We start from the raw sequence: 12545 nt of genomic DNA, 5'->3' as shown, positions 1-12545 counted from the left end.
CGCCAGGGATGCTCCCCCACCAACGCCAGCCCCACCTGCGCCAGCGCCGCGATGTCCCCCGTCCCCACCGAGCCGAACTCGTTGACGACCGGATACACCCCGTTCTCCAGCGCTTCGCACAACGCCGTGACGACCGTCGGCCGTAGTCCCGCACCCCCGGCCAGCAACTGGTTCGCGCGGACCGCGAGCATCGCCCGCACCTCCCGCGCCGGGAGCTCGTCGCCGATCGCGCCCGCGTGGCTGCGGAGCAGCCTCAACCCGTGCTCGGCGGCCGCCTCCGTGGGCACGTCCTCGTTCCGGTTGGCGCCGACGCCCGTCGAGCGGCCGTAGACGCGGCCGGTCGCGGCGATCTGGCGGGCCGCGTCCCAGGAGTCGGTCGCGCGCTTCATCGCGTCGGTGCCGGGGACCGGACGGGCGTCCCCGTCGGCGAGCCGGACCACATCGGCGACCCCGAAGCCGACCCCGTCGAGGACGACCAGATCAGTGCCCCCGGACAGCGCCACATCAGAGGCATCCACGATCTGAGACGACATAAGGTGACGAACTCCCCTCAATATGGACACTCGATCTTGCCTGCCGGTCATCCGTTACCTCGGATTAACGCGGAGACATTGACAAACTATTCAGACACCGAGAACTCTGCATGACGTTATACAGCCGGGCAAGGGACAACTCATGATCCAGTTCGACACGGTCCACAAACGCTTCCCCAACGGCACGACAGCAGTTCACGACCTCTCCCTGGAGATGCCGGAAGGCGGGGTCACCGTACTGGTCGGTTCCTCCGGTTGCGGCAAGACGACCACCCTTCGGATGATCAACCGGATGATCGAACCGACCTCGGGCGTCATCAAGGTCGGCGGCAAGGACGTCACCCAGCAGGACGCCGCCGAACTACGTCGTTCCATCGGGTACGTCATCCAGCAGTCGGGACTCTTCCCGCACCGCACCGTCCTCGACAACATCGCCACCGTGCCGCTGCTCCTCGGCCACGGCCGCAAGAAGGCACGTGCCCGCGCGGCCGAGCTGCTGGAGACCGTCGGCCTCGCCGCCGACGCCGGCAAGCGCTACCCGCACCAGCTCTCCGGCGGCCAGCAGCAGCGCGTCGGCGTGGCCCGCGCGCTCGCCGCCGACCCGCCGGTCCTGCTGATGGACGAGCCCTTCGGCGCCGTGGACCCGGTGGTCCGCACCCAACTCCAGGACGAACTCCTGCGCCTCCAGAAGGAGTTGAACAAGACCATCGTCTTCGTCACGCACGACATCGACGAGGCCGTACGGCTCGGCGACCGCATCGCGATCTTCCGCACCGGCGGCCACCTCGTCCAGTGCGCAGCGCCCGCCGAACTCCTCGCCCGCCCGGCCGACGACTTCGTCGCCGACTTCCTCGGCGCCGAGCGCGGCCTGAAGCTGCTCTCGCTGACCACCCTCGCGGACGTCCCGCAGGGCCCGGCCCCCGAGGGCACCGCCTGGACCCTGGTCCTGGACGAGGCCCGCAAGCCCCTGCACTGGGCGACGCAGGACGCCGAGATCCCCGTACGACCGCTCAAGGACGGCGACTCCCTGCTCGCCGCACTCAACGAGTCCGTCGCCTCCCCGAACGGCCTGATCGCCCGTGTCGACGCCGGCGGCGTCCTCACCGGCGTCTCCTCCCGCGACGACATCCACACCCACGCGGGCCAGGCGCACGCCGTAGCACGGGTCGCGGCATGACCGTCGACTGGTCGTGGATCGGCGACCACACCGACGACCTCACCAGCCTCACGTTCTCGCACCTCCAGGCCGCGATGACCGCCGTCTTCTTCGGCCTGCTGATCTCGCTCCCGCTGGCGGTCGTGGCCCACCGCGTCCGCCCGCTCCGGGGCTTCCTGCTCGGCCTGTCGAACGTGCTGTTCACGATCCCGTCGATCGCGATCTTCGTGCTCCTCCTCCCGATCAGCGGCCTCACCCGCACCACCACCGTGATCGGCTTGACGGTCTACACGCTGGTCGTGCTGCTGCGGAACACGGTCGAGGGGCTGGACTCGGTCCCCGCGAAGACGAAAGAGGCCGCGAAGGCGATGGGCACGCGCCCCCTGCGCACGCTCCTCACCGTCGAACTCCCCCTCGCGCTCCCGGTGATCATGGCCGGCGTCCGCATCGCGACCGTGATGTCGATCTCGCTCGTCTCGGTCGCGACCTACATCGGCGACGGCGGCCTCGGCCAGCTCTTCACCGACGGCTTCCAGCGCGACTTCCCGACCCCGGTGATCGTGGGCGTGGTCCTCACCCTGCTGCTCGCGGTGGTCGCGGACGCGGCGCTGGTCGCCCTCCAGTACGTACTCACCCCGTGGACGAGGCGGCGAGCCTGATGTTCGAACTCTTCAAGAACCTCGGCAAGTGGCTGACCAGCGGCTCCCAGTGGGCCGGCACGGACGGCATCGCGCATCGCCTCGCCGAGCACCTCCAGTACTCGCTGCTGGCGACCCTCATCGCGGCCGTGATCGGCCTCCCGCTGGGCCTGCTGATCGGGCACACCGGCAAGGGCGCGTTCCTCGCGATCAACCTGGCCTCCTTCGGCCGCGCGCTGCCGACCGTCGGCCTGGTCGTCCTGGTCTTCCTGGCCAGCGGCCTGTCGATGTGGCCGGTGTACATCGCGCTGGTCGCCCTCGCGGTCCCGTCGATCGTGACGAACACCTACGCCGGGATGACCGCCGTGGACCCGGACGTGAAGGACGCGGCACGCGGGCAGGGCATGCGCGGCCACCAGGTCCTCTTCCAGGTGGAGCTGCCCCTCGCGCTCCCCCTGATCATGACCGGCCTGCGGCTGGCCCTCATCCAGGTGGTCTCCACGGCCACCGTCGCCGCGTACGTCTCCTTCGGGGGCCTCGGCCGCTTCGTCTTCGACGGACTCGCCCAGCGCGACCTCGTGCAGGTGCTCGGCGGGGCGGTGCTCGTCGCCGTCGTCGCCATCGTCCTGGACCTCGGGCTGTCCGGCCTCCAGCGCTTCCTCTTCCGCCACCGCACCGCGTAGGGATCACCGAAATGAATCGTCGTACCGTCCTCGGCGGCCTCTTCGCGGTCGCTTCCGTCCCCGTCCTGTCCTCCTGCGCGAGCGGCGTCACCTCGCTCGACGGCGGGGGCTCCGCCGGCGGCGGCAACGCCTCCAGCAAGAACGGCGTCACCATCGGCACCGCCAACTTCACCGAGAACCAGGTCCTCGGCTACCTCTACGCCGCCGCCCTCGAAGCGGCCGGCGTGAAGGTCAAGGTGCGCCCCAACCTCGGCACCCGCGAGATCGTCTTCCCCGCCCTCAAGAGCGGCGACATCGACCTCCTCCCCGAGTACCAGGGCTCCCTGCTCACCTACCTCCAGCCCAAGTCCAAGGTCGCGGAGGCGGGCGCGATGCAGAACGCCCTCACCCTCGCCCTCCCCGCCGGCCTCCAGGTCCTGCCGTACGGCATCGCCGAGGACGCGGACTGCTTCGTCGTCACCCGCGCGACCGCCGAGAAGTACGGCCTCACCTCGCTGGCCGACCTCGCCAAGCACAACGGCAAGCTGACTTTGGGCGCCTCCGCCGAGGTGAAGACCCGTCAGGTGGGCGTCGTAGGACTGAAGGACGTGTACGGCGTGGAGTTCAAGGAGTTCAAGTCCCTTGATTCCGACGGGCCGTTGGTGAAGGGCGCGCTGAAGAAGGGCGATGTGGACGTGGCGAACCTGTTCACCACGGACACCGACATCAAGGCCAACGACTGGGTGGTCCTGACCGACCCCAAGACCCTGATCCCCAGTCAGCACATCGTGCCGCTCATCGCCGACCGCGTGGCCGACTCCACGGTCCGCAAGGCCCTCGCCCGCGTCGGCAACATCCTCACCACGGCCCAGCTCACCGAGCTGAACCGGCAGGTGGACAAGGACAAGAAGGACCCGGAGGACGTGGCGAACACGTACGCGAAGCAGCACGGCATCACGAAGTAATGACGTGTCGATGATCTGACGAGGGATCAGTCAAGCGTCGTTAAACCGGCACTCTCGGTAACTGATCGCATGCGTAGGGTGATTTCACGCTCACCACCCGAGGAACCGCATGGCCTCCAACCGCAGGACCTTTCTGACGGCCACCGCCGTCGGCGCGCTGGCCACCGTCCCTACGACCGCCACCGCCGCCGTCGGCACCCGGCCCCGCCCGACCACCGCCCCCGACGCCCTCGCCGAACTCCTCGACGGCAACCGCCGTTACGCGACCGACCACCCCCGCCACCCGGACGAGAGCCGTGCGCTGCGCCGCGAACTGGCCACCGCACAGCACCCGTTCGCGGTGATCGTCGGCTGTGTCGACTCCCGGGTGCCCCCCGAGCTGGTCTTCGACCAGGGCCTCGGTGACCTGCTGTGCATAAGGACGGCCGGCGAGGTCCTGGACGAGGCGGTGCTCGCGTCCATCCAGTACGGCGTGGCCGAACTGCGCATCCCCCTGGTGCTGGTGCTCGGCCACGAGCGCTGCGGCGCGGTGGCGGCGACCCTCGCGCACCTGGAGACCGGCGCCCCCGTCCCCGGACACCTCGCGCTCCTCGTGGACGAGATCGCCCCGGCCGCGCGCCGCACCCGGGCGCTGCCCGGCGACTGGGCCGAGCACACGATGACCGCCCACACGGCCTGGGTCAGGGACGCGATCCGCGCCGACCCCGCCTTCACCTCCGCGCGGATCGTCGCGGCCCGCTTCGACCTCGACACGGGCCTCGTGACCGTGCTGCCGTAGGCCACCGCTTCCGCCGCAGCCTGGCCGAGGGGGCTGGAGTCACTCGGGGTGCTCCCGGTGAACCCGACTTCCGACAGGGGGGCTATCCCCAGTGCAGCGGGCGCGGCGGCTCCCTAATCTGAAGCGCATGACGGGAATCGACTCGCACGACGCCGAACTCAAGAAGGAACTCAACGCCACCCTGCAGGCACGCAGGGAGCTGGGCGACGAGTACGAGTCGGCGCTGGTCGACTCGTTCCTGGAGAAGGTCGACCAGCGCATCGACGGCGCGGTGGAGCGCCGGGTGCGCCGGCAGATGGCCGAGCAGCAGATGGTGGTGGCCCGGGGCACCCGGGGCCCGAAGCCCACCGACACCTGGGGCGAGCGTTTCGGCTTCGGCATCGTCTCGATGGTGCTCGCGATCCCGCTGTCCGCGATCGGCGGCGGCATCGCCCACCTCCCCGGCCTGCTGGTGGCCTGGGCCGGCATCGTCGGCGTCAACGCGGTGCAGGCCGCGCGCACGAATCCGGGGCTGTTCGGCGGCCGACGGGCCAAGTCCTCCCAGTCCTCGGACGACGCGTGGGAGGACTGACCGTTCCGGTCACGCCTGGCGGGTGGGCAGCACCATGATCTGCCGCAGGTTGACGTGCCGGGCGCGGCTCGCCGCGTAGGCCACGACGTCGGCGACCTCCTCGGCGGACAGTCCGTCCAACGCCCCGAACAACTGGTCCAGTTGGGCGGCCATCTCGGCGCTGTCCATGTGCGTCCCCAGCTCCGTGTCGGTCAGCCCCGGCTCGATGTTGGTGACCCGTACGTCACGGGGTCCCAGTTCGGTGCGCAGCGACTGGGAGAGATAGGTGACGGCGGCCTTGGTGGCGCCGTAGACGGCGTAGGTGGGGAACGTGATGTGCGCGCCGACGGACGAGATGTTCACCAGGTCCGCCGTGCGGCCCTCCGCCGCCGCGGCCACCAGGTCCCCGGTGAAGGCGCGGACGACCCGCAGCACCCCGGTCACGTTGGTGTCGAGCATCCGCCGCCACTCGTCGATCCGCCCGTCGTCGACGGGGTTCGGCAGCATGACACCGGCGGCGTTGACGACCAGGTCGACGGCCCCGTACGTCTCGTGGACCCGCCCGGCGGCGGCCTCCACAGCCGCGTCGTCGGTGACGTCGGCGACGACGGCGAGGGCCTGTCCCCCGTCGGCCCGGATCTTCCCCACGATCGCGTCCAGCCGTTCCCCGCGCCGGGCCAGCAGCGCCACCCGGGCCCCGTTCGCGGCCAGTTGAACGGCGATCGCCTCGCCGATCCCGCTGGCGGCCCCGGTGACGACGGCGGTACGGCCGGCCAGATTCTCGTACGACATGAGGTGCTCCTAGGTGGATTGGCCGCCGGGGCACTTCCCCGGCGACGTCCACCACCGTGCGCCGCCCGGCGGGCCCTACCCAGGGATGCGTTTTTCCTGGGTCTGCCAGTACCAGGTTCGGAAACGGCGACCGGCCTACCATCGAACCCATGGACGGGGACATCGGAGACTTTCTGCGCTCACGCCGTGCTCGGATCCAGCCCGAGGAGGTGGGGCTGGCCTCGTACGGGCGCCGCCGGGTCCCCGGGCTGCGCCGCGAGGAGGTCGCGCAGCTCGCCGGAGTGAGTGTCGACTACTACATCCGGCTGGAGCAGGGGCGCGGGACGAGCGTGTCGGACGCGATCCTCGACGCGATCGCGCGGGTGCTGCGCCTGGACGAGACGGAGCACGCGTATCTGCGTACGGTCGCCCGGCCCCAGCGTGGGAGGAAGGACCGGACGCCAACTCCCCGTGTCCGCCCGGGTGTTCAGGTGCTGCTGGACGGCATGGACCGCATGCCCGCCTTCGTGCTCGGCCCCCGGATGGACGTCCTGGCCTGGAACACGCTCGCCGACGCGCTGAGCGGCTTCAGCGGTATGCCGGTGGCCGTCCGCAACATCCCGCGCCATGTCTTCCTCGACCCGGCCTCGCGCGACCTCTACCCCGACTGGGCCGCCGTCGCCGCGCAGGCCGTCGCGAATCTGCGGGTGGACTCCAGCCACGACGCGGACGACCCGAGGCTGAGTGCCCTCGTCGGTGAACTCTCCGTCAGGAGCGAGGACTTCCGCCGGCTGTGGGCCGACCACGAGGTCAAGGAGTGCGCCTACGGCGTGAAGCGCGTCCGGCACCCGGTCGCGGGCCTGCTGACCCTGCCGTACGAAACACTCGCGGTACCGGGGGAGTCGGCGCAGACGATGGTCGTCTACACACCGCAACCGGGTTCGGAGACGGCGGAACGCCTTGCGCTGCTGGGGAGTTGGGCCACCACCGGGCCCACGAGGCCTGCGCGGCCGTAGAAAGAAGCGGGTGGAAAAGCTATGCGCGGGGACCGCCGCACCCCCCGTTGCCGGGAGGGCGGGACGACGGCGGTCCCCGCGAGGGACGCGTGCCGGGTCAGGGCCGGGCGTGCGCGTCCTAGGCGTCGGTGGAGGTCCGGGAGCCGCTCCGGAGGTCCGTGACGCCGTTTTTGTGTCGGCGAGGCGGGGAGCCGCTCCCGCCCTGCCGACATCCACTAATCTGCCCGACGCTTGTTAAGCGTGTGCTGCGTGGACGTGACGCGCTCGTACCACTTCCGCGAAGTCCACCGTTTTGGTGGACAACCGCAAAGTCGCCGTCGGCACGGCCCGTTCACCGGACGTTTGCTACTGCTTCCCGCCCTTGGCGAGGAAGGACAGCAGGTCCTGCCGGCTGATGACCCCGGTCGGCTTGCCCTCGACCAGGACGATCGCGGCGTCGGCCCCGCCCAGCACGGTCATCAGGTCGCCCACCGGCTCACCGGAGCCGACCTGCGGCAGCGGGGACGACATGTGCTTCTCCAGCGGGTCGGTCAGGGAGGCGCGCTGGGTGAACAGGGCGTCCAGCAGCTCGCGTTCGACGACCGAGCCGACCACCTCCGCCGCCATGACGTCGGGGTGACCGGCGCCCGGCTTCACGATCGGCATCTGCGAGACGCCGTACTCGCGCAGCACCTCGATGGCCTCGCCGACCGTCTCGTCCGGGTGCATGTGCACGAGGGAGGGGATGGCGCCGTGCACCTTGTCGTTGAGGACGTCGGCGACACGGGCGCTGGGGCCCTCGTCCTCCAGGAAGCCGTAGTCGGCCATCCACTCGTCGTTGAAGATCTTCGAGAGGTAGCCGCGCCCGCTGTCGGGCAGCAGGACCACGACCACGTCGTCCGGGCCGAGCCGCTCCGCGACCCGCAGCGCGGCGACGACGGCCATCCCGCAGGAACCGCCGACGAGCAGCCCCTCCTCCTTCGCGAGGCGGCGGGTCATCTGGAAGGAGTCCTTGTCGGACACGGGGACGATCTCGTCCGCGACGGTCCGGTCGTAGGCGGTCGGCCAGAAGTCCTCGCCGACACCCTCGACGAGATACGGCCGCCCGGAACCGCCGGAGTAGACCGAGCCCTCGGGGTCGGCGCCGATGACCTGGACGGCCCCGTCACTGGCGTCCTTGAGGTAGCGCCCGGTGCCGGAGATGGTGCCGCCGGTGCCGACACCCGCGACGAAGTGGGTGATCCTGCCCTCGGTCTGCTCCCAGAGCTCGGGGCCGGTCGAGTGGTAGTGGGAGAGCGGGTTGTTCGGGTTCGAGTACTGGTCGGGCTTCCAGGCGCCCGGCGTCTCGCGGACCAGGCGGTCGGAGACGTTGTAGTACGAGTCCGGGTGCTCGGGGTCCACGGCGGTGGGGCAGACGACCACTTCGGCGCCGTACGCGCGCAGCACGTTGATCTTGTCGGTGGACACCTTGTCGGGGCACACGAAGATGCAGTGGTACCCCTTCTGCTGGGCGACGATGGCCAGGCCGACGCCGGTGTTGCCGCTGGTCGGCTCGACGATGGTGCCGCCGGGCTGGAGTTCCCCGCTCTTCTCCGCCGCCTCGATCATGCGCAGCGCGATGCGGTCCTTCACGCTGCCGCCAGGGTTGAAGTACTCCACCTTGGCGAGAACGGTCGCCTGGATGCCCGCGGTCACGCTGTTGAGCCTCAGCAGCGGGGTGTTGCCGACGAGGCTGATCATCGAGTCGTGGAATTGCACCGTTGTCTCCGGTTGCTGCAAAAGAAGTGGTCGTGATTGGTCTTGCCAGACTACGGCCCGCAAATGACGTTCACCGCCTGTTGAGATTGGGTGACGTGCTGTTCGGGGCAAGGAGTGGATGACGGCTACGAGGAGGTGACGGCGACGTATGACGAGGATGTCGAGGGCGCGGGTGGCCCGGCGGATCGCGGCCGGTGCGGCGTACGGCGGTGGCGGGGTCGGACTGGTGGGCGCGGCGGCCGTCGGCCTGGTGCTGGCCGAGGTCCGCTTCGTGAAGCGCCATGTGGGCAACGGCCATGCGCCGGGCAGCAACCATGTGCCGAGCGCCGACGGCCGCTACGGCCATGTGTACGACACTCCGGGTGAACCCCCGCTGCGGCTGACCATGCTCGGCGACTCCACGGCCGCCGGACAGGGCGTCCACCGGGCGGCCCAGACCCCGGGCGCGCTGCTGGCCTCGGGCCTGGCGGCGGTCTCGGAACGCCCGGTCGAGCTGCGGAACGTGGCCCTTCCGGGCGCCCAGTCCGACGACCTGGACCGCCAGGTGGCGCTGGCCCTCGCGGACACCACCCGGGTGCCGGACGTGTGCGTGATCATGATCGGCGCGAACGACGTCACCCACCGCATGCACCCGACCCGCTCGGTCCGGCACCTGTCGGCGACGGTACGGCGGCTGCGTACGGCCGGCGCGGAGGTGGTCGTCGGCACGTGTCCCGACCTCGGGACGGTGGAGCAGGTGCAGCAGCCGCTGCGCTGGCTGGCCCGCCGGGCGTCCAGACAGCTGGCGGCGGCCCAGACGATCGGCACGGTCGAGCAGGGCGGGCGCACGGTGTCGCTGGGCGACCTGCTGGGCCCCGAGTTCGCGGCGAACCCGCGCGAGCTGTTCGGCCCGGACAACTTCCACCCCTCGGCGGAGGGCTACGCGACCGCCGCGATGGCGATCCTGCCGACCGTCTGCGCCGCGCTGGGCCTCTGGCCGGCGGAGGAGGACCGCCCGGACGTGTCCCGCCGCGAGGGCTTCCTGCCGGTGGCACGGGCCGCCGCGGAGGCGGCGTCGGAGGCGGGGACCGAGGTCACGGCGGCGATGCCGACGGGGCCGCGGGGGCCGTGGGCGTTGCTGAAGCGGCGGAAGAGGAGGCGGGTACCGGAGGCTTCGCCGGTTCACGCACCCCTTTCGGCGACTTCTCGACCCACCGAGACGGGTGGTGGGTGGGCATAGGCCCGGGGGTCCAGGGGGCGGAGCCCCCTGGGACGGTCAGCCGAGCCAAGCAAGCGCTTAGAAAACTGCGGTCAGTGTCACACCGCGCATCCCGTGACCGTCGCCATACGTACGGGTAACTTCCCAAGGAGCCGTGCCAGTCCCCCCGTAACGCCAATGGAGCCGTGATGCCCGAAGCCGTCATCGTCTCGACCGCCCGCTCCCCCATCGGCCGCGCCGTCAAGGGCTCCCTCAAGGACCTGCGCCCCGACGACCTCACCGCCACGATCATCCAGGCCGCCCTGGCTAAGATCCCGGAGCTGGACCCCGCGCTCATCGAGGACCTGATGCTCGGCTGCGGCCTCCCCGGCGGCGAGCAGGGGTACAACCTCGGCCGGATCGTCGCCGTACAGATGGGCATGGACCACCTGCCGGGCTGCACGATCACCCGTTACTGTTCCTCGTCGCTCCAGACCAGCCGCATGGCCCTGCACGCCATCAAGGCCGGCGAGGGCGACGTCTTCATCTCGGCCGGTGTGGAGATGGTCTCCCGCTACGCCAAGGGCAGTTCGGACGGCCTCCCGGGCACCACGAACCCGATCTTCGAAGAGGCGCAGGCCCGCACCGCCGCCACCGCCGCGTCCGAGGGCTCCACCTGGCACGACCCGCGCGAGGACGGCCTGCTCCCCGACCCGTACATCGCGATGGGCCAGACCGCGGAGAACCTCGCCCGGATCAAGGGCGTCACCCGCCAGGACATGGACGAGTTCGGCGTCCGCTCGCAGAACCTCGCCGAGGAAGCCATCAAGAACGGCTTCTGGGAGCGCGAGATCACCCCGGTCACGCTGCCCGACGGCACGGTCGTCAGCAAGGACGACGGCCCGCGCGCCGGCGTCACCCTGGAGGGCGTCTCCGGCCTGAAGCCGGTGTTCCGCCCCGACGGCCTGGTCACGGCCGGCAACTGCTGCCCGCTGAACGACGGCGCCGCCGCGGTCGTCATCATGAGCGACACCAAGGCCCGCGAGCTGGGCCTGACCCCGCTGGCGCGGATCGTGTCGACCGGTGTCTCCGGCCTCTCCCCCGAGATCATGGGCCTCGGCCCGGTGGAAGCCTCCAAGCAGGCACTCGGCCGCGCCGGTCTCACCGTCGACGACATCGACCTGTTCGAGATCAACGAGGCGTTCGCCGCCCAGGTGATCCCGTCCTACCGCGACCTGAACATCCCGCTGGAGAAGCTGAACGTGAACGGTGGCGCGATCGCCGTCGGCCACCCCTTCGGCATGACCGGCGCCCGCATCACCGGCACGCTGATCAACTCCCTCCAGTTCCACGACAAGCAGTTCGGTCTGGAGACGATGTGCGTCGGCGGCGGCCAGGGCATGGCGATGGTCATCGAGCGCCTCAGCTGACCAACTCCCCGTAGTCGTACGGGAACTTTGCGTCACCATCAGGCCCGGAACCCAGTAACCACCTGGGTTCTGGGCCGATTTGTGATCCAATCTCCCCCAGGATGTGACCTATCTCCCTTCGAGGAGGGATTTTCCCAGGTCAGGACCGTTTCACCACCAAACATCGGGCCCAAAGTCCTGCCCGTTTCGTGACGTTACGCACTGACAGCTGGTTAGTCCGCCCTTCAAGCTGATGTAGGAAGTCGGGGGTCGACTTTGAACCGGGAGTACGTCAGTGAGCGTCATGCCGATCGCTTTGCTGGTCACCACGGCCGCCACAGGCGCCGTGGGCGTCGCCGTCCTGCGCACCCTCTTGGTGCTCCGTCGCCAGGTAGCAGCCCTGCACACCGAACTCGCCGAGGGCCGGGCCGCCGCCGTACGGCCGCTCGTGCCCGCCGCCCGCACCCACACCGACGCGGACGAGATACGCGCCGCCGTGGCCGAGGCGCTGGCCGAGGAGCGGGAGCGGGAGCTGGCCGAGGCGCGGGCCTTCTGGGCCGCCCAGGAAGCCCGTGACACCGAGGTGCCGACTCTGCTGGGTCTGCCCGACAGCGAGCTGTTCCTGCCCCGTCAGAGCGACTTCGTGGGCCTCGAACCGCTGGAGCCGGTGACCGAGCCGTTCACGGAGCCCGAGGAGTTCGCCGGCGACTCCCCCGAACTGGCCGCGGCCCGGCGCCGCCACCCGTCCCACCCGGACTTCGTGCCGGCCCAGTCACCGGTCGCGAACGACCACGAACGCACGGTGGCGACGCTGGAGGAGCTGGCCGAGTCCGCCGTCGAACTGGCCGATGTCCGCCCCGGCCCGCTCGGCACGCTCGACGTCTACGTCTTCGTCGACGGCACCACCCTCTGCATGACCCCCGGCCACCGCGAAACCGCCGAACGCCTCGCCTCCGCCCTCCGCGCCGGCGAAACCCCGTTCCTCCTCGGCGGCTCGGGAGTCTCCGGCGCCTACACCCTGACCTTCGCCTGCGGCCAGGAGAACGTGTACATCCTGGCGGACCGGGTCATAGCGTCCCTGTGATTTCGCGGGGAGCGACGGTTCGTTTCCGGTTGCGGGTGTGCGGGTGCTGGCCGCGCCCACGCGGCGGAG

13 protein-coding genes are annotated in these 12545 nt (G+C 70.4%); 10 read left to right on the top strand and 3 right to left on the bottom strand.

All coding sequences use genetic code 11. The features are described from left to right. Positions 1-533 (bottom strand): aromatic amino acid lyase (locus JHN63_RS36440; RefSeq protein ID WP_200688971.1); only part of this gene is annotated, 533 nt, incomplete at its 3' end. A 142-nt stretch (positions 534-675) separates the two neighbouring features. Here JHN63_RS36440 and JHN63_RS36435 point away from each other — a divergent pair. The 6 genes from JHN63_RS36435 to JHN63_RS36410 all read left to right on the top strand — a co-directional run bounded on the left by JHN63_RS36435 (position 676) and on the right by JHN63_RS36410 (position 5303). Then, positions 676-1710 (top strand): ABC transporter ATP-binding protein, encoded by a 1035-nt coding sequence (locus JHN63_RS36435; RefSeq protein ID WP_200688969.1) that lies wholly within the window; start codon positions 676-678, stop codon positions 1708-1710. Further along, on the top strand, positions 1707-2348 hold the full coding sequence (locus JHN63_RS36430; RefSeq protein WP_200688965.1) for an ABC transporter permease: 642 nt from the start codon (positions 1707-1709) through the stop codon (positions 2346-2348). The genes JHN63_RS36435 and JHN63_RS36430 overlap by 4 nt, the downstream gene beginning before the upstream one ends. Continuing rightward, complete coding sequence (locus JHN63_RS36425; RefSeq protein ID WP_200688972.1) at positions 2348-3010, top strand: ABC transporter permease; 663 nt, start codon at positions 2348-2350, stop codon at positions 3008-3010. The genes JHN63_RS36430 and JHN63_RS36425 overlap by 1 nt, the downstream gene beginning before the upstream one ends. Positions 3011-3021: 11 nt before the next feature. Continuing rightward, entirely contained in the window at positions 3022-3954 is a 933-nt protein-coding gene (locus JHN63_RS36420; RefSeq protein ID WP_200688963.1) for an ABC transporter substrate-binding protein, read from the top strand. 109 nt (positions 3955-4063) lie between these two features. Then, positions 4064-4732, top strand: a complete 669-nt coding sequence (locus JHN63_RS36415) for a carbonic anhydrase (RefSeq protein ID WP_200688961.1) — start codon at positions 4064-4066, stop codon at positions 4730-4732. A gap of 127 nt (positions 4733-4859) precedes the next feature. Then, a complete protein-coding gene (locus JHN63_RS36410; protein ID WP_200688959.1) occupies positions 4860-5303 on the top strand; it encodes a hypothetical protein in 444 nt (147 codons plus the stop codon). A gap of 9 nt (positions 5304-5312) precedes the next feature. Here JHN63_RS36410 and JHN63_RS36405 read toward each other — a convergent pair whose 3' ends face one another. Next, positions 5313-6074 carry an SDR family oxidoreductase gene (locus JHN63_RS36405; protein ID WP_200688957.1) on the bottom strand — a complete coding sequence of 254 codons (762 nt, stop codon included), beginning with the start codon at positions 6072-6074 and terminating at the stop codon, positions 5313-5315. Between the two features lie 149 nt (positions 6075-6223). On the opposite strand from JHN63_RS36405, the gene JHN63_RS36400 reads away from it, so the two are divergent. Further along, entirely contained in the window at positions 6224-7069 is an 846-nt protein-coding gene (locus tag JHN63_RS36400) for a helix-turn-helix transcriptional regulator (RefSeq protein WP_200688955.1), read from the top strand. A gap of 345 nt (positions 7070-7414) precedes the next feature. Here JHN63_RS36400 and JHN63_RS36395 read toward each other — a convergent pair whose 3' ends face one another. Continuing rightward, on the bottom strand, positions 7415-8806 hold the full coding sequence (locus JHN63_RS36395; protein ID WP_200688953.1) for a cystathionine beta-synthase: 1392 nt from the start codon (positions 8804-8806) through the stop codon (positions 7415-7417). Positions 8807-8954: 148 nt separating this feature from the next. Between JHN63_RS36395 and JHN63_RS36390 the strand changes: the two genes are divergently transcribed. The 3 genes from JHN63_RS36390 (at position 8955) to JHN63_RS36380 (ending at position 12476) form a co-directional block, all read left to right on the top strand. Continuing rightward, positions 8955-10025, top strand: a complete 1071-nt coding sequence (locus JHN63_RS36390; protein ID WP_200688951.1) for an SGNH/GDSL hydrolase family protein — start codon at positions 8955-8957, stop codon at positions 10023-10025. A 167-nt stretch (positions 10026-10192) separates the two neighbouring features. Continuing rightward, complete coding sequence (locus JHN63_RS36385; RefSeq protein ID WP_200688949.1) at positions 10193-11413, top strand: acetyl-CoA C-acetyltransferase; 1221 nt, start codon at positions 10193-10195, stop codon at positions 11411-11413. A 283-nt stretch (positions 11414-11696) separates the two neighbouring features. Continuing rightward, entirely contained in the window at positions 11697-12476 is a 780-nt protein-coding gene (locus JHN63_RS36380) for a hypothetical protein (protein ID WP_200688947.1), read from the top strand. Positions 12477-12545: the final 69 nt, after the last annotated feature.

This window comes from Streptomyces sp. MBT65 (assembly GCF_016612545.1).
Taxonomy (GTDB): Bacteria; Actinomycetota; Actinomycetes; order Streptomycetales; family Streptomycetaceae; genus Streptomyces.
The sequence above is the reverse complement of the archived record's forward strand: the minus strand, read 5'-3'. Positions and strand labels throughout refer to the sequence as shown.